Source organism: Promicromonospora sp. NFX87 (genome assembly GCF_048564965.1).
In the GTDB taxonomy this organism is placed as follows: domain Bacteria; phylum Actinomycetota; class Actinomycetes; order Actinomycetales; family Cellulomonadaceae; genus Promicromonospora.
In genome coordinates, this window is sequence record NZ_CP183413.1 from 3,859,333 (window position 1) to 3,875,676 (window position 16,344).

Consider the following 16,344-nt stretch of genomic DNA (forward strand, 5'->3'; position numbering starts at 1 on the left):
GGGAATGCCCCTATGCTGATGGCAACGTTGCCATTTCGTCAAGCGCGAGCCGTCGCGCAAAGGAGCGCAGATGCGTCTGGTCCCCAATCCCGTGCTGCCCGGCTGCCATCCCGACCCCTCGGTGTGCCGGGTCGGCGAGGACTACTACATGGTGACCTCGACGTTCACCTACCACCCGGGGATCCCCGTCCACCACAGCCGTGACCTGGCCACCTGGCGCCTCGCCGGGCACGTGCTGGACGGCGAGAGCTGGATCCCGCTGGACGGCAGCACCGTGTCCGACGGCGTCTGGGCGCCGACGATCCGGCACCACGACGGCGTGTTCTACGTTGTGTTCACCATCGCCCGGGACCGGCAGGGCGCGACCACATACGTCACCACCGCGACGACCCCCGGCGGGCCGTGGGCCGTCCCGACCCCGCTGGAGGCCGACGGGATCGACCCGTCGCTCTTCTTCGACCACGACGGCCGGGCGTGGTTCACCGCCGCCCGCGACGCGAAAGCGCCCGACGCCACCGGGCCGGGCGAGATCTGGCTGCGGGAGCTCGACCTCCCGTCGCTCACGCTGGTCGGCCCGACGCACGTCCTGTGGCACGGCGCCCTCAGCGGGCAGTGGGTCGAGGCCCCGCACATCTACGAGCGCGACGGCCGTTACCACCTGATCGGCGCGGAGGGCGGCACGGAGCGCAACCACGCGGTCACGAGCGCGACCTCCGACGCGGTGACCGGACCGTACCGGACCGACCCGCGCAGCCCGCTGCTCACGCACCGGCACCTCGGTGCCGGTGAGCTCGTGCAGAACGTCGGCCACGCCGACATCGTGGAGGCGCCGGACGGCACGGCCTGGGCGCTGGTGCTCGGCGTCCGCCCGGTGCACGGGCACCACACGCTCGGCCGTGAGGTGCTGCTCGTGCCGGTGGAGTGGGACGAGCACGGCCCGGTGTTCGCGCCGGGCGCCGGCCGGGTGCAGGGGGTGCTGCCGGGTCTGCCGGACACCACCACCCGGCCGGCGACCTGGGTGTCGCTGCGTGGCCCGGTGCCCGCCGACGTCGCGGACGACACGATCACGCTCCGCCCTCGGCCGGAACCTCTCTCCGGACGCGGGAGGCCGGCGCTCCTCGCACGACGCCAGGACATGCACCGCTTCGTCTTCGAGACGATGCTCGAGACCGACCGGATAGCGGGGCACGACGCCGGGGTGGTCGCCTTCCAGGACGAGAACACGTACCTCGCCGCGCGGGTCCGGCGTCGGCCCGACGGGTGCGTCGTCCGCGTGGCCGGAAGGGTGGGCGGCGCGGAGGTCGTGCGCTCGGAGGTGCCGGTCGCGAGCGACGTCGTGCTGCGGATCCGGTCGGACGGGCAGTCCTACACGTTCTCCTGCGTCACGCGGATCGGCGAGGACGTGCTGGCGACCTTCCCGCACACCGCGCTGAGCACGGAGACCGCCGGCGGGTTCGTCGGGGTGCTGCTCGGTCTGGTGAACGAGGCGCCCGAGAGCGCCGATCCGCTGGTGTTCCGTGGCGTCCGGTACGCCGCGCCCACGGCGACGTCAGACGGCGCGGGTGCTGGCGCGCACGATGAGCGACGGCGGGAGCAGGTGGTGCCTGGCGGCTCCCCCGCCGATCAGGTCCAGCAGCACCTCGATCGAGAGGCGGCCGAGCGTCACGAAGTCCTGCCGGACGGTGGTCAGGGCCGGCACGAGGTAGTCGGCTCCAGCCATATCGTCGAACCCCACCAGTGACACGTCGTCTGGCGCCGAGAGGCCACGGGCGGCCAGGGCCGACAGCACGCCGACCGCCATCTGGTCGTTACCGGTAAAGATCGCGGTCGGCAGGTCGCCGGCGTCGACCAGTCCGGTGGCCAGCGCGTAGCCGCTCCGCGCGCTGAAGTCGCCGTGCAGGACGCGCGGCTCGGCGATCCCGGCGTCCTGGAGCTCGGCGCGCCAACCGTCCACGCGGGCCCGGGCGTCGTAGGTCTCCATGCGTCCGCTCAGGTGGACGACGTCGCGGTGGCCGAGGTCGAGCAGGTGGCGGGTGGCGAGGCGCGCGCCCTCCACCTGGTCGAGCTCGACCGACCCGATGGCCGGGTTCGCCACGTTGCCCGACATCACCACAGAGATCGGCACGTGTGCGACGGCACGGTCGAGTGCCTCCAGCGCGACCGGACGGTCCGCGATGACCGCGACCCCGGCGGCGCCCTGCCCGACGAGCCGATTGAGGCACTGCTCGAGCTGTTCGTGGGTGCCACCCTGCCAGCTCGCCAGGTTGACCCAGTGCCCGGCGTCCTTGGCGGCCTGCTCGATGCCCAGGAGCACCCGCGGCAGCTCGAAGAGCTCCGAGCCTGCGATGACCACGCCGAGCATCGTGGAGCGCCCGCTCTTGAGCATGCGGGCACTGTCGTTGCGCCGGTAGCCCAGCTCGTCGATGACCCGGAGGACCCGGTCGCGGGTCGCGGGCCGCACGGTCGGCTCGTCGTTGACGACCCGGCTCACGGTGATGTGGGCAACACCGGCGGCTCGTGCGACGTCGACCATGGTCGGCGGCCGCTTGCCACCCTGCACCATGCCCGTCCCCCGTCTCCCCCGGCGCGGCGTGCCAGCCACGACGACCGGGCCGTCCGCTGTTTCGGGATCCTATCGCCCCGCTCGGCCCGGCTCCGGTCGACGTTCACAGGGGCTCGTTCACCGAGGGTCGACGCGCAGGGTGGTCGCCGTCGCGATCGGGCTGGTGATCGACCGTACCGCCGAGCCGTCGCCGTACTTGGCATGGTAGGCCTGGTCGATCGCCTCGTCCTGGCCGTCGTCGGGGGTGAACGTCACCTCGGTGTGGACACCGCCGGCGTCGATGGCACCGGTGCCGGTACGCAGGACGCCGCGGTACCACGCACCGTCCTGGCCTCGGACGGACCGGATGAACAGCGCCTTTCCCACCACGACGTGCCAGACGATCCGAGCCGCACGCAAGGTGCCGTCAGGTCGGTGGGCGGCGACGCGCAGCTCGCCGTCGTCGTCGATGGCGGCGAGGTCCTCAGGTGTCCAGGTGCTCATGATTCCTCCGAGAGTCCGGTCGCGGGGACGACGTCGTCGAGCGCCCGCAGTGCGTTGATGGTGCTTTCCTCCCGGTGGTCAGGCCTCGGGGATGTCGCGGCCGAAGGCCTCGAGCGTGACGTCGGCGGGCTCGGGGCCGCCGCGCACGCCGGTGTCCAGGGCGTCGATCGCCGCCAGCTCCGTGTCGGTGAGCTCGAAGTCGAACACGTCGAAGTTCTCCTCGATGCGGTGCGGCGTGACCGACTTGGGGATGGCCGACCTGCCCTCCTGCAGGTGCCAGCGCAGCATCACCTGGGCGGGCGACTTGTCGTGGGCCTGAGCGATGCCGACGATCGTGGTGTCCTTGAGCGTGCTGGAGTGCTCGCCGTCGCGGTAGAACGTGATGCCGCCGATGGGCGACCACGCCTGGGTCAGGATCCCGGCCGCGGCGTCCGCGGCCAGCACGTCGGGCTGACGGAAGTAGGGGTGCACCTCGACCTGGTTCACGGCCGGCACCACGTTCGTCGCCTCGGCGAGCCGCTCCAGGTGGTCGGGCATGAAGTTGCTGACGCCGATCGCGCGGACCTTGCCGTCGGCGAGCAGGGTCTCCAGCGCGCGGTAGGCCTCGATGGTCAGGTCGAACCGGGAGGGCAGCGCCTGGTGCAGGATCAGCAGGTCGATCGTCTCGACGCCGAGCTTGCCCGCGCTCTTGGCGAACGCGTGCAGCGTGGCGTCGTAGCCGTAGTCGCTGATCCAGACCTTGGTCTCGACGAAGATCTCGGACCGGTCGACGCCGGAGCGGCGGATCGCCTCGCCGACCTCGCGCTCGTTGCCGTACGCGGCAGCGGTGTCGATGTGCCGGTAGCCCGTGCGCAGCGCGGCCTCGACCGCCGTGATCGTCTCGTCGGGCGGGGTCTGGAAGACGCCGTACCCGATGGCGGGCAGCGTCACGCCGTTGTTCAGCGTCAGGGTGGGTATGGAGCTCATCGTCATGTCCTCCACGCTAAGTAGGGTTCGGCCGTCGTGGGAGGCCCTGCTGGTACCCCGAACGTCCATGACTCCCACGCTGGGCCGATCTGGTGTCGACTGGGTCCCATGCAGATCAACACTCCCGCCATTGGCCGGCAGCCGCACGCCGGGGCCACGAGCAGGAGCGCCGCTGCCGCCGATCGCGTCATGTCCTTTGACGCGATCGGCACGCGCTGGACCATCGATGCCGGGGACGTGCTGGCCCCGGATGTCCGCGAGCGTGTGCACACAGTGATCGACTACTTCGACCGGACCTGGTCACGGTTCCGGCCCGACTCGCTCGTGACCCGCATCGCTCACTCCCGGCACGGCGGCACCTTCGACGTCCCGGCCAGTGACCTGCCGCTGCTCGACCTGTACGACCGGCTCGTCGAGGCGACCGACGGCGCGGTCGACCCTCTGGTCGGGGCTCGACTGGAGCTGCTGGGCTACGACGCGCGCTACACGCTGCACCCCGCCTCCGACGACGACCTTCGAAGGCAGCACGCGACCCGGCCGACATGGTCCGACGACGTCGAGCGGGTAGGGACCACGCTGCGGACCCGTCGGCCGCTCGTGATCGATGTCGGAGCGGCCGGAAAGGGCTACCTGGTGGACCTCGTCGCCGACGTGCTCGGGGTGGCTGGCGTGGAGCGCTTCGTCGTCGACGCCGGCGGCGACCTCGTCCAGCAGGGCCGGCCCGGACTGCGCGTCGGTCTGGAGGACCCGACCGACCCCCGACGTGTGCTGGGCGTCGCAACCCTGGCGCGCCGGGCGCTGTGCGCGTCGGCGACCAACCGCCGCGCCTGGGGCGGCGGCCTGCACCACGTCCTGGACGCCCGCACCGGCCACCCGGTCCGCGACGTCGCCGCGACGTGGGCCGTCGCGGACTCGGCCGCCGTCGCCGACGGCGTGGCGACCGCGCTGTTCCTGACCGGTCCGGACCGGCTCACCGGTCTCGACGCACAGTTCGTGCGCGTGCTCGCCGACGGCCGGGTCCAGCACTCCCCCGGCTCCGGTATCGAGCTGTTCACTTCCACGTACCCCTGAGTTTCAAGACCCGCACCCCGAAGGAGGCCGTCCTGATGCGACGGACGACAGCGACCGCCCTGACCGCCGCTGGGCTCACCCTGACCGCGCTGACCAGCGCGTGCACCACCACCGATCCCGGACCCGCCGATTCTCCGCGCGCAGAGTCCTCGCCCGCACAGTCCCCGTCCGGGCAGTCCCCGACCCCGTCAGCCCCGGAGGGCGACCCAGCCGAGTACCGCGACGGGCAGTACACCGCGACCGGCTGGTACGGAGGGCTCCCCTCCAGCATCATCGTCGACCTCAGCCTTCGTGACGGCGTCATCACCGACGTCGGGGTCACCCCACAGGCGGAGGACGAGACGTCCCTGGACCTCCAGCAACGGTTCGCCGAGGCGGTACCCGGCGTCGTCGTCGGACGCAGCATCGACGAGGTCGAGCTCGACAAGCTCGCGGGATCCAGCGGCACGACACAAGGGTTCAACGACGCGGTCGACCAGATCCAGGAGGAGGCAGCCGTCGACTGAGCCGCCGTCGACCGAGCGCGCACCCACGAGTTCGGCGACATGATCAAGCACGACCAACGACGTCCCTTCAGGCAGCTGAGGAAGGAATCCCATGAACAACAGCACAGGCCGCACTGCGGTCATCACCGGAGCCTCGTCCGGGATCGGCGCGGCAACGGCCCGCGCGCTGGCCGCCGACGGCTACCGGGTCGCACTCCTGGCCCGCCGAGCTGACCGTATCGACGCTCTCGCCGCGGAGATCGGGAACGGTGCGATCGCCCTCCCGGCCGACGTCACGGACCGGGACGCGCTCGTTGCCGCCGCCGACCGGGTACAGGCCGAGCTGGGCGGGGCCGACGTGCTGGTCAACAACGCAGGGATCATGCTCCTCGCGCCATTCTCGTCCGCCCAGCGCTCCGACTACCGGGCGATGGTCGAGGTCAACCTTCTCGGTGCCATCACCGCCACTGAGGTGTTTCTCGACCAGCTCAAGGACGGTGGCGGTGACCTCATCAACATCTCCTCCGTCGCGGGCCGTACCGCGCGCGCGTCCAACGGCGTCTACGCCGCCACCAAGTGGGGCATCAACGGCTGGTCCGAGTCGCTGCGTCAGGAGCTGCTGCCGGATGTGCGTGTCACGCTGATCGAGCCCGGGGTGGTCGACACCGAGCTGCCCTCGCACATCACGGACGAGGAGACGCGCAAAGCGGTGCAGCAGGGCTACGACGTGGCCGCGGTCAAGCCGGAGGAGATCGCCGAGGTCATCGCCTTCGCCCTCGCCCGGCCCCGTCACCTGGCCATCAACGAGATCCTCCTGCGCCCGGCCAGCCAGCTCGGCTGACGCTCCACGATCCTCAAGCGTCTCGGTGGAAAGAATCCGTGTCCCCTACCAACGGAGGTGCCAAGTGGCACAGGAAAAGAGTCGTGCTCAGCAGCTGGTGGGCGATGTTGCGCCCAAGCTGGCGGAGCTGACCGACGATGTGTTGTTCGGCGATGTCTGGGCGCGTCCCGAGCTCTCTCCGCGCGACCGCAGCATGATCACGGTCGCGGCGCTGACCGCACTCGGACGCGCCGACCAGCTCCGGTCCCACCTCGGCCTGGCGCTCGACAACGGCGTGACCCGGGAAGAGCTGGCCGAACTCGCTACCCATCTCGCGTTCTACGCGGGCTGGCCGGCTGGGATGAGCGCGGCGACCATTCTCAAGCAGGTGCTTGATGAGCGGTAGCCGGCTCGACGATGGCCCGATGACTGTTCTTCCCTCGCCTCCCACGGCGAAGGCGGCACAAGACCGCTTCACGGGCGATGTGTGGGTGGACGGCATCACTGACGGGGCAGAGCCAGGGTGTGCTCGACTTGCAACGGTGCGGTTCTCCCCGGGAGCGCGCACCGCCTGGCACCGCCACGCCCGCGGCCAGACCCTTCATGTGACCGATGGGTACGGGCTCGTCCGGTCCAGGAACGGGCAGACCATCGTGATGCGGCCGGGAGACACCGTCTACACCCCGGCTGATACGTGGCACTGGCACGGTGCGCTTCCCGATTCCTTCATGACACACCTCGCACTCGCCGACATCGACGCGGAGGCCGGTGTGGTCGGCGTCGAGTGGGGTGAGCAGGTCAGCGAAGCCGAGTACAACGACGCGGCGGTCGGTGGTGGGGGCGACAGGATCGTGCGGTGAGAACCGACGTGCTGCGGCCATCCTGGCCGGAGCCGCGCCGCTACATCGTGAGACGCTCCTGATGGATCCGCCGTGTCGAGACGCCCATCCTCCGCAGGAGCCGCTGGTTCGCCAGCACGGCCGGGTTGGGGCCGACGACGAAGAAAGCGCCGTTCCTGAGAACCGGTGCCGGGAGCAGTTCGGCGAGGTCCTGACGGCGGAACCGCCCCACGTTGATCGTCACGTGCATACGTTCCCCGGACGCCGCTTGGAGCTGTGCGAGGAGGTCTCGGTAATAGGCGTCCTCCGGGTTGCGCACGGCCCACAGGACATGAATCTTCCGCGTGGTGTGGTGGGCCGTCGCGAGGCTGATCAGGGGTGCGACGCCGGCGCCCATCCCGAGGAGCACGAGCGGCGCGTCCTGGTCCTGCTTGCGAACCACCGACTCGAAGCGACCGAACGGCCCCTCCAGGCGCACCCGCGTACCCACCCGGACGCGACCGAGGCGACGCGTGAAGTCCCCGTGCTGACGAACGGTGAAGGTCAGGGTGCTTTGGTCGTCGTCCGTCACCGAGAACGGGTGCCACTCGCGGCTCACCTCTGCCGAGTCCTCGAACTGGAGGAAGAAGAAGTCACCGGGCCGGACGTTCGCCGCGGCGCCGTCGAGGCCCACGGACACCCGCCGGGTCGATCCCCCGCGCTCTTCGTTACCGACCACCGTCCCCACCAGGTAGCCGTCGGGTGCGATCCACTTCTTCCAGGCGTAGATGCTCAGCACGGTCACCGTGTACAGGTCGAGGAGCACCATGAACCCGAAGTACTGGTTCACCCGCACCAGGAGGTGGGCGTGGAGCCAGATCATTGCGATGACGACCAGGTTGAGGCGATGGATCCAGACCGAGAGCTGATGGTGGAGAACGCGCTCCAGGACCTGCTTGGCTCGCAGCAGCAGCCGCACGCGGTCGACGAGCCATCCGCTCATGAAGAACACCGCGAAGCAGAGCACGGTCAGCGCGGCGTAGAAGGCCCAGTCCCCGAGGAAGATCGCCAGGCGGTTGCCCGAGTAGGAGTTGTCCCGGTGGACGAAGGCCAGGCCGACGGCAAGGACGCCGAGCATCCCGTGCAGCCCGTAGATGGACGGCAGCCCGACGAGTCGCTCCAGCCACGGCGGCCGCACGCTGAGGAGGACGGCGAGCAGCCACCACGCGTAGGCCGTGAGGCCGAGCACGATGTAGAACCGAAGCTGCTCGGGCTCCCTGGCCAGCGAGTTGTACGTCAGGATGAGCGGCACCGGGAACACGACTGCGAGGCACCAGAAGAGCAGCTTGCGCAGGATCGTCATATTCCCGGCACCCCGCCGCGCACGTGCTGAAGGTTGACATAGACCAGTGCGGCCATGGCCAGTACCGCTACCGCGATCAGGACGACGGCCTTGCCTCTCGCCCTCATGCGTTGAGGCTGTCCAGCCAGGTGCCGACCTCGGACTCGGCGTCGTCCATGTCGTCGCGCGAGATCGTGAACGCGTTGCCGACGACCGTCGAGTCCGCGAGCAGCTCCGTGATGATCTCGACCGTTCCCGACAGACGGCTGCCGCCGTGGGTGCTGAACGGGATGATCGTCTTGCCACCGAGGTCGTGCTGTTCCAGAAACGAGTACAGCGGCATCGGCAGGTCGTACCAGAAGATCGGGTAACCCACGAACACGGTGTCGTAGTCGTCGAGGTTCGGGATCAGGGCCCTCAGCTCGGGCCTCGTACCCGACTCCTGCTCCTGGAGCGCCTGCTCCTCGAGCACGGGAAAGTCGAGGGGCAGGTCTGCCGCCGTCTCGATGCGGAAGACATCAGCGCCGGTGCGCGCCTCGATGAGCTGGGCGACGTACTGGGTGTTGCCGAGAACCTCACCGTCGACGACGTGCGTGCTGTTCTCCTCGTCCTGGTTCATGCCGTCCGGGCTGTCCGTCAACGGCACGGAGAAGTACGCGATCAGGGTTCGCGACCCATCGAGCGGTACGGCGAGCGGCGCATCGTCAGTGGCTCCGCCCTGCCCTTCGTCCGCGGAGCAGCCCGCGACCCCGATCCCGGTCAGGGCGAGGGCGGTGAGCACGAGAAAGTCTCGACGTGTGGTGCGTGTCATCAGGCCTTGTCCATATCTGTCGCATGTGGGCAACTGGTCGATGGTGTTCTGAAAGGCGGGCAGGTCCCTGCGTCACCGCGTCCCGGCGGTGTTCCGGCCGGCGAGGAGAGCCACGACGGCGGCGACGAGCACCAGGCCTGCGTAGCCGATCCCGATGTCGGGGAGCGCGACCGTGTCCGCCAGCCGCCCGGCCACCAGACCAGGCAACGCCGCCCCGCCGTACGAGATGAGATAAAGGGTCGAGAGCGTGCCCGCACGGTCGGCCGGACCGACCCGGACGAGCACGGAGCGCATCCCGCCGCCGTTCGCCGCACCCTGCGCGATCCCCGCGACCGCGCTGGCGACGAGGAACGGCACGATGGCCGCCGCGTGCAGCGCGACCAGGACCAGTCCGATGCTCACCGCGAACACGACGAGCCCGCAGCGCAGCGCGTGCACCGGCAGGAGCCCACCGGTGATGGCACCGCCGACCGGGCTGAGCACGACGATCGAGGAGAAGACCAGCGCGATCATCAGCGCGTTGGTCGTGCCGAGGTAGTCCGCGGCCAGGCTCGGCGCGAACGCCTGGTAGAAGCCCGAGAACGACCAGGTCGCCACGAGCGTCGCGCCGGCCGCGACCACGATGCGCGCCGCGCCCTGCGGAACGTGCACCCTGGGCCGGAGCGATCTCAGGGCGCCCCGGGTGCGTGCCGTGGGCTCCGGGCACAGGAGCAGCAGCACGCCACAGACGGCGAGCACTATCGCGGCGAGCTCGTAGCCGAGCTGTCTCGGGGCCGGCCCGTACTCCACCAGCGCGCCCGAGACAAGCGCGCCGAGCGGGATCGCGAACGGCGGCGCGCTGCTGGTGATCACGGCGGGCAGCCACTGCCACCGGGTGCGCGGTGCCAGATCGATCACCATCGCACCCAGGGCGCCGGACGCGACGCCGCACGCGAGGCCCTGCAGGACCCGCCCGATGACAAGCATCGGGAGCGTGGAGACGTGCATCAGCACGAGGCAACCCAGGATCGAGCTGAGGACGGCCGCTACCGCCACGGGACGCCGACCGAGGTGGTTCGACAGGCGCCCCAGGACGAGCAGCGACAACGCTGTGGAAACCAGGTAGATGACGGTCGTCAGCGCGAGGTCTGCGTTCGTGATCCCGTTGCCTACCCGGTAGGTGTTGTACAGCGGGATCGGCGTACCGGAGGACAGGAACACCGCGACGAGCGACATCGAGGCGGCGACGAACCCGGCGGGTCGCGCGAGCCTTCCGGCGAGCACGCCTCAGGCCAGCGTCGCGATGTCGATCACGAACCGGTAGCGCACGTCCGACTTCAGCACCCGCTCGTACGCCTCGTTGATCGCCTCGGCGGCGATCAGCTCGGTCTCTGGCGCGATCGAGTGCTCGGCGCAGAAGTCGAGCATCTTTTGGGTCTCGGCGATCGATCCGATGCCCGAGCCCGCGAAGGAGCGCCGGTTGCCGAACAGGGTGAACACCGACAACGGCAACGGCTCGGCAGGCGCTCCCACGTTGACCAGCGTGCCGTCAAGGCGTAGCAGCGACAGGTAGGCGTCAAGGTCGATGCCTGCGGACACCGTGTTGACGATCAGGTCGAACGTGTTCGCCAGGTCCGCGAAGGTGTCCGGGTCGCTCGTGGCCCGGTAGTCGTCGGCGCCGAAGCGCAGGCCGTCGTCCTTCTTGCTGAGCGTCCGTGAGAGCACGGTCACCTCAGCGCCCATGGCGTGCGCGATTTTCACGGCGAGGTGGCCCAGGCCGCCCAGGCCGACGACGGCGACCTTCTTGCCGGGACCGGCGTTCCAATGAGCCAGGGGCGAGTAGGTGGTGATCCCCGCGCACAGCAGCGGTGCCGCCTTGTCGAGCGGAATCGCGTCCGGGATCTTCAGCACGAAGTCCTCGACGACCACCACGTGCGTGGAGTAGCCGCCCTGCGTGATCGTGCCGTCCCGGTCGACGGACGCGTACGTCTGCGTGTTGCCTGCCAGGCAGTAGTTCTCCATGCCCGCCAGGCAGTTCTCGCACTCACGGCAGGAGTTCACCATGCAGCCGACGCCGACCCTGTCACCGACGGCGTGCCGCGTGACTTCGGAGCCGACCTCGGTGACGATCCCGGCGATCTCGTGCCCGACCACCTGCGGGTAGGTGATCTGGCCCCAGTCGCCGCGCACCGTGTGGATGTCGGAGTGGCACACACCGGCGTACCGGATCTCGATCAGGACGTCCTTCGGTCCTACGTCGCGACGCTCGATCGTCGTCGGGCCGAGCGGTTCGGTAGCGGACGGGGCGGCATAGGCATTGACGGTGAGCACGAATCTCCAAGCGAGCGGCAGAACAGGTGGAACACGCGTCCGCCGCCACCACGACGAACTGCTGGGGCGTGCTGCCGGGGCGCGGACGACTGCCACCAGTGAAGCCTCGGACGAACGGTCGCGGAAGGCTCTGGTGTTACGGGTACTGGCATTACCTCCCTGGCAGCACCCGGTCGTGGGAATGCGCCCAGGAACCGACCACCAGGCCCGCGCTCACGGACAATCTCCGGGCGTGGATGCACAAGCCCCGTCGGCGCAGCCCGGTCGACACTGCTCACGACGAGGTGCAGGCCCGCGCAGCCGTGGCCATGGGCACCTCGAAGATCCCCATCGTGCCGAGGGAGATATGACCATGCGAATCCGTTGTCGACGCACTCCGGCAGCCGCCCCACGCAGGATGGCCGCCGCCGTCCTGTCCTTGGTGCTTGCGGGGACATTCGCCCCGCTCCCTGCGGCCTCTGCATCACCGGCGCAGCCCGCCACCAGGAGCCTGCCCGTGCGCGCCGCCGCCCTCACGGAGGTCGATGTTCCGGGCACGGCGCCGATGTCAGCAGCAGCCGTAGACCTCGCCGCCGCCGGCTACACCGAGCGCGAGTTCTACGCGGACGGCACGGCCGCGCGCTACGCCGGCGCCGTGTCGACGTCGCTCGAGACCGCACGCGTCGTCGACCGCGGGTCGCCCTACCGCACCCGCGTGCTCGTCCGGGCACCGGAGAGCAAGAAGTTCAACGGCTCGCTCGTCGTCGAGTGGGCCAACGTGACCCTCGGCCTGGACGGCGAGTTCGTGTTCAACGAGGCCCACGAGTACCTCCTGCGCGAGGGTTACGCGGTAGCGGTCGTCTCGGCCCAGCGAGCCGGTGTCGAGCGGCTCAGGACGTGGAGCCCAGAGCGCTACGACAGCCTCTCGGTCGACGCCGACGCGTGCGGCCCCGACGGGACGAGTCTCTGCCCGGAAGATCCGCTGTCGTTCGACATCCTGACCCAGGTGGCCAAGGCCCTGAAGGACAACGCGGGTCGCCACCGGCCGCTGCCAGGCCTGAGGGTGGACAACGTGATCGCGACGGGCCAGTCCCAGTCCGGCATCCGCCTGACGACGTACTACAACACGATCCAGCCGCTCTACGGCCTCTTCGACGGGTTCGTCTACTGGGACCGGTCGGACCAGCTCCGTTCGGATCTGACCGTGCCCGCGATCAGCGTCAACTCCGAGGCACTGGCCCCGGACTGGCCGCCCGTCACCACCGCGCGGTACACCCGCGCCTGGGACGTCGCCGGCACCACGCACGCGTCCCTGTACGGCGCGCGGTACATCGACGCCGTGGTGCTCCGCGACCGGTCGATCCCCGGCCCGGACGGGCCGATCTCGTTCACCGAGCTGATCGCGCCGTCCTGCCAGGTCCTCCCCGCCTTCAGCACCGTCGACTCCGGCCTGGTCGTGAACGCCGCGATCGATTCCGTCCGCACGTGGGTCACCCGGGGCAGAACCGCGGCGCCGTCCGTCTCCTTCGGCCGGGACGCCGACGGCGCACTCCTGCGGGACGCCGCGGGCAACGTTCGGGGCGGGATCCGGCTGTCCCAGTTCACCGCCCCGACGGCATTCCAGATGGCGAACAACGGGACCACGTTCCCCTGCTCGGTCTCCGGTCACCATCGCGGCTACACCGACGACGAGCTGACCGCGCGCTACGGAACCCATCGGCACTACGTCGAGCTCGTCCGCGACACGATGCGGCAGGCTCGGCGGGACGGGTACGTCCTCGGGTTCGACGAGCGTGAGGCCGTCCGGGCGGCCCGAGCCTCCGACGTCGCCCGTTGAACGGACGGGGGCCCGCCGGCCGATCGGCGGGGCCCCGTCCGCCATGCACGGACTGCACCGTCCCTTGCGCTGAGGGTCAATACGGCAGGCTCCGGCGCTGCCGACAATCGTCCCGAACGCGCGTCACGTCAAGGAGGCCCGATGTACACGTACGACACACTCCTGGCCAAGGTCACCGCCGCTGGCGGCCCGGCCAGAGAGGTCACCGACCCCGCGACCGGGCAGCCCATCGGGTCCGCCCCGGTCCATACCCTCGCCGACCTGGACAGCGCGGTCGCCCGGGCGGTCGACGCCCGGCCCGCCTGGGTCGCGCAGTCCGACGACGAGCGCCGCCAGACGCTGCTCGCGCTCGCCGACGCAGTCGAGGAGTCCGCCGAGGCCCTGGCCCTGGTCCTCTCGCGCGAACAGGGCAAGCCCCTCAACGGCCCTAACGCGCGGTTCGAGGTCGGTGCGTGCGCGAGCTGGCTGCGCGCCAATGCGGCCCTGGATCTACCGTCGGAGACCGTCCTGGACGACGAGTCCGGACACGCCGAGCTCCACTACCGGCCGGTCGGCACTGTCGGCGTCATCACGCCCTGGAACTGGCCGATGATGATCGCGATCTGGCAGATCGCCCCTTCGCTGCGCATGGGCAACACGGTCGTCGCCAAGCCGTCGGAGCACACCACTCTCTCGGGCCTGGCCCTGGCCGCCGTCCTCAACGACGTGCTGCCCGCTGGCGTGCTCGAGGTCGTAACGGGTGCCGGCGACATCGGCGACGCGCTGGTGCGCCGTCCCGAGATCGGCAAGGTCATGTTCACCGGCTCCACGGCGACCGGTTCGAAGATCATCGCGGCCTCCGCGGACAACATCACCCGCCTGACACTCGAGCTCGGCGGCAACGACGCGGGCATCGTGCTGCCCGACGTCGACCCGACCGCGATCGCCGAGGACCTGTTCTGGGGCGCGTTCATCAACACAGGTCAGACCTGCGCCGCGCTGAAGCGCCTGTACGTGCACGACGACGTCTACGACGACGTGGTCACGGCCCTCGCCGAGCTTGCCTCCAGGATGCCGATGGGTGTGGGCACCGAGGAGGCCAGCGTGCTCGGGCCGCTGCAGAACAAGATGCAGTTCGACGTCGTCGACGCTCTCGTCGAGGAGGCAAAGGCTCGCGGTGCTCGCGTCGTCCTCGGCGGTGACCCCGACCGCGACCGGCCCGGATACTTCTACCCCACCACCCTCGTCGCTGACATCGACGACGATGCCGAGCTCGTCCAGCGGGAGCAGTTCGGGCCCGCCCTGCCGATTGTCCGGTTCAGCGACGTCGACGGCATGGTGGCCGCGGCGAACCGGGCCGAGGTCGGTCTTGGTGCTTCGGTGTGGTCGGCAGACCGGGCCGCAGCGATCGCCGTCGCGACCCGCCTGGAAGCCGGGACCGTCTGGATCAACAGCCACGGCGGTGTGCACCCGTTCGTGCCGTTCGGCGGGGCCAAGCAGTCCGGCTACGGTCTTGAGTTCGGCGTCGAGGGCCTCAAGTCCGTTGCCGTTCCGCAGGTCATCAGCGGCTGAAGGCATCACCGACTGTCGCTGGTCGGCACAGCACTACACCATCGCGGCGCGTACCGGCACGGAGTCAACAATTTGTTCGAAGGTCGTGACCCTGCCGTCCAGCAGGTGCCACACGTGCGCGACCCGCGCCGTGAACGACTTGCCTGTCGCTCGATGGGTCCCGGTGTAGGCGCCGATCCCGACCTGCACCGGGCCGGCGTCGAGCAGCTCGTCCAGGATGAACCGGAACCCGTCGAAGTCGCGGCCGATCGCTTCGAAGACGTTCCTCCGCACCTCGTCGGGCCCGGTGTAAGTGCCCGCGCGGGGAAATCCCGCCGCCTCGGTCCAACGTGTGGACTCCGACAGAGGTGCGAGCATTCCGTCGAGATCGCCGGCGTCGGAGGCGGCGTAGTGGGCGGCGACGATGTCGTGGTTGGTCGTCATGAAGGCCTCTTTCGGTTGCGGATCGGGCGGGCAGCGACGTCAGACGGGCTGCACGTCGGGGTACCGGACGGCGCCGAGCGGATAGACGTGCCCGCCGGCCCGCCGGTGGTCTGCCTGTCCCCCGGCGTTGATGCCGAGGAAGATGCCGGTGGTCCGCAGCTCGTACCCGAGGTCATGCAGCCAGACGCTCGCCACGGGAATCGCGAACTCGCGGAAGCAGAACAGGTACAGGCCGTCGGCGAACTTCCACAGCGTCGACAGGTCGACATCGCCGTGGCCCCGCTGCTCGCCCTGGAGGCACTGCCACGCGTATCGCTCCGAGCTGAGGTAGACGTGCTCGTACAGGTGGTGCGGGCTGTACCGGTAAACGTTGCGCATACCGACCAGGTCGCGGGTAGGGCCAGGCCTGGCTCCCGTCACGGTGCCACCGACCACCTCCCCCGCGGCGAAGGTCTGTCCTACCTGGGGCACGCCCTCGGTCTTCTCCAGTGCGACGACCGAGTGGGCAAGCAGCGCACGGCCGGTGCGCTCGGACCACACAACGGTCAGCGCCTCCCGGTCACGCGAGGCGAACGGCACGTTGAGGAAGACGACATCGTTCCGCACACGCACCGCGTCGTACGGGTCGGCGGTGCCGTCGGCGGCGCCGAGCAGCTCCGCCGAGGTCCACTGCACGGTGGCGGCGTCGACGAACTGGAGACTCAGCTCGGTACCGCCGTCGAACCGTAGCTCCACGGTGCGGCCGGTCAGGTCGACGTTCGGTAGCCGGTAGGTGTCGATCCCGGCGGCGAAGTCGTCGTAGGTCTTCCACTGCGACTGGTCGGCGGCGTCAACGCGGGCCCCGACCTCGATGCGCTGCGACTGGGTCATGATGCTCCTGACGTG

General features: G+C 69.9%; 16 protein-coding genes and 2 pseudogenes. 9 read left to right on the plus strand and 9 right to left on the minus strand.

What is annotated here, in order from left to right:
- Nucleotides 1-70: 70 nt before the first annotated feature.
- The gene (locus ACNYC2_RS17300; protein WP_419702977.1) at nucleotides 71-1,741 is read left to right on the plus strand and encodes a family 43 glycosylhydrolase; all 1,671 of its coding nucleotides are present in this window, start codon (nucleotides 71-73) and stop codon (nucleotides 1,739-1,741) included.
- Here the strand turns inward: ACNYC2_RS17300 and ACNYC2_RS17305 are convergent.
- The 3 genes and pseudogenes from ACNYC2_RS17305 to ACNYC2_RS17315 form a co-directional block, all read right to left on the minus strand.
- Nucleotides 1,622-2,563: pseudogene (locus ACNYC2_RS17305) on the minus strand (LacI family DNA-binding transcriptional regulator); the annotation flags it as partial. The gene ACNYC2_RS17300 and the pseudogene ACNYC2_RS17305 sit on opposite strands and share 120 nt — an antisense overlap.
- A 117-nt stretch (nucleotides 2,564-2,680) precedes the next feature.
- On the minus strand, nucleotides 2,681-3,046 hold the full coding sequence (locus ACNYC2_RS17310) for a DUF2255 family protein (protein WP_419702978.1): 366 nt from the start codon (nucleotides 3,044-3,046) through the stop codon (nucleotides 2,681-2,683).
- A 78-nt stretch (nucleotides 3,047-3,124) separates the two neighbouring features.
- The gene (locus tag ACNYC2_RS17315; protein WP_419702979.1) at nucleotides 3,125-4,012 is read right to left on the minus strand and encodes an aldo/keto reductase; all 888 of its coding nucleotides are present in this window, start codon (nucleotides 4,010-4,012) and stop codon (nucleotides 3,125-3,127) included.
- A 108-nt stretch (nucleotides 4,013-4,120) separates the two neighbouring features.
- Here ACNYC2_RS17315 and ACNYC2_RS17320 point away from each other — a divergent pair, with 108 nt between their 5' ends.
- From ACNYC2_RS17320 to ACNYC2_RS17345, 6 genes and pseudogenes are all read left to right on the plus strand, one after another.
- Nucleotides 4,121-5,083: an FAD:protein FMN transferase gene (locus ACNYC2_RS17320; protein WP_419702980.1), complete on the plus strand. Its 963-nt coding sequence runs from the start codon at nucleotides 4,121-4,123 to the stop codon at nucleotides 5,081-5,083.
- 35 nt (nucleotides 5,084-5,118) lie between these two features.
- Nucleotides 5,119-5,589: a hypothetical protein gene (locus ACNYC2_RS17325; RefSeq protein WP_419702981.1), complete on the plus strand. Its 471-nt coding sequence runs from the start codon at nucleotides 5,119-5,121 to the stop codon at nucleotides 5,587-5,589.
- A gap of 91 nt (nucleotides 5,590-5,680) precedes the next feature.
- Nucleotides 5,681-6,409, plus strand: coding sequence for an SDR family oxidoreductase (locus ACNYC2_RS17330; RefSeq protein ID WP_419702982.1), 729 nt, complete (start codon nucleotides 5,681-5,683; stop codon nucleotides 6,407-6,409).
- 64 nt (nucleotides 6,410-6,473) lie between these two features.
- Nucleotides 6,474-6,794 (plus strand): carboxymuconolactone decarboxylase family protein, encoded by a 321-nt coding sequence (locus ACNYC2_RS17335; protein WP_419702983.1) that lies wholly within the window; start codon nucleotides 6,474-6,476, stop codon nucleotides 6,792-6,794.
- Between the two features lie 19 nt (nucleotides 6,795-6,813).
- A pseudogene (locus tag ACNYC2_RS17340) lies at nucleotides 6,814-7,089 on the plus strand (cupin domain-containing protein); the annotation flags it as partial.
- A gap of 27 nt (nucleotides 7,090-7,116) precedes the next feature.
- Nucleotides 7,117-7,248 carry a hypothetical protein gene (locus ACNYC2_RS17345; protein WP_419707930.1) on the plus strand — a complete coding sequence of 44 codons (132 nt, stop codon included), beginning with the start codon at nucleotides 7,117-7,119 and terminating at the stop codon, nucleotides 7,246-7,248.
- 40 nt (nucleotides 7,249-7,288) lie between these two features.
- Here the strand turns inward: ACNYC2_RS17345 and ACNYC2_RS17350 are convergent, their stop codons facing one another.
- The 4 genes from ACNYC2_RS17350 to ACNYC2_RS17365 all read right to left on the minus strand — a co-directional run bounded on the left by ACNYC2_RS17350 (nucleotide 7,289) and on the right by ACNYC2_RS17365 (nucleotide 11,669).
- The gene (locus ACNYC2_RS17350) at nucleotides 7,289-8,569 is read right to left on the minus strand and encodes an FAD-binding oxidoreductase (RefSeq protein WP_419702984.1); all 1,281 of its coding nucleotides are present in this window, start codon (nucleotides 8,567-8,569) and stop codon (nucleotides 7,289-7,291) included.
- A gap of 103 nt (nucleotides 8,570-8,672) precedes the next feature.
- Complete coding sequence (locus tag ACNYC2_RS17355) at nucleotides 8,673-9,359, minus strand: flavodoxin (protein ID WP_419702985.1); 687 nt, start codon at nucleotides 9,357-9,359, stop codon at nucleotides 8,673-8,675.
- Between the two features lie 72 nt (nucleotides 9,360-9,431).
- On the minus strand, nucleotides 9,432-10,622 hold the full coding sequence (locus tag ACNYC2_RS17360) for an MFS transporter (RefSeq protein ID WP_419702986.1): 1,191 nt from the start codon (nucleotides 10,620-10,622) through the stop codon (nucleotides 9,432-9,434).
- Nucleotides 10,623-10,625: 3 nt separating this feature from the next.
- Nucleotides 10,626-11,669, minus strand: a complete 1,044-nt coding sequence (locus tag ACNYC2_RS17365; RefSeq protein ID WP_419702987.1) for an NAD(P)-dependent alcohol dehydrogenase — start codon at nucleotides 11,667-11,669, stop codon at nucleotides 10,626-10,628.
- Nucleotides 11,670-12,165: 496 nt separating this feature from the next.
- Here ACNYC2_RS17365 and ACNYC2_RS17370 point away from each other — a divergent pair, with 496 nt between their 5' ends.
- Nucleotides 12,166-13,485 (plus strand): alpha/beta hydrolase domain-containing protein, encoded by a 1,320-nt coding sequence (locus ACNYC2_RS17370; RefSeq protein ID WP_419702988.1) that lies wholly within the window; start codon nucleotides 12,166-12,168, stop codon nucleotides 13,483-13,485.
- 141 nt (nucleotides 13,486-13,626) lie between these two features.
- The gene (locus ACNYC2_RS17375) at nucleotides 13,627-15,036 is read left to right on the plus strand and encodes an aldehyde dehydrogenase family protein (RefSeq protein ID WP_419702989.1); all 1,410 of its coding nucleotides are present in this window, start codon (nucleotides 13,627-13,629) and stop codon (nucleotides 15,034-15,036) included.
- Nucleotides 15,037-15,069: 33 nt separating this feature from the next.
- Here ACNYC2_RS17375 and ACNYC2_RS17380 read toward each other — a convergent pair whose 3' ends face one another.
- Nucleotides 15,070-15,459 carry a nuclear transport factor 2 family protein gene (locus ACNYC2_RS17380; protein ID WP_419702990.1) on the minus strand — a complete coding sequence of 130 codons (390 nt, stop codon included), beginning with the start codon at nucleotides 15,457-15,459 and terminating at the stop codon, nucleotides 15,070-15,072.
- Nucleotides 15,460-15,498: 39 nt separating this feature from the next.
- Nucleotides 15,499-16,329 carry a MoaF C-terminal domain-containing protein gene (locus ACNYC2_RS17385; RefSeq protein ID WP_419702991.1) on the minus strand — a complete coding sequence of 277 codons (831 nt, stop codon included), beginning with the start codon at nucleotides 16,327-16,329 and terminating at the stop codon, nucleotides 15,499-15,501.
- Nucleotides 16,330-16,344: the final 15 nt, after the last annotated feature.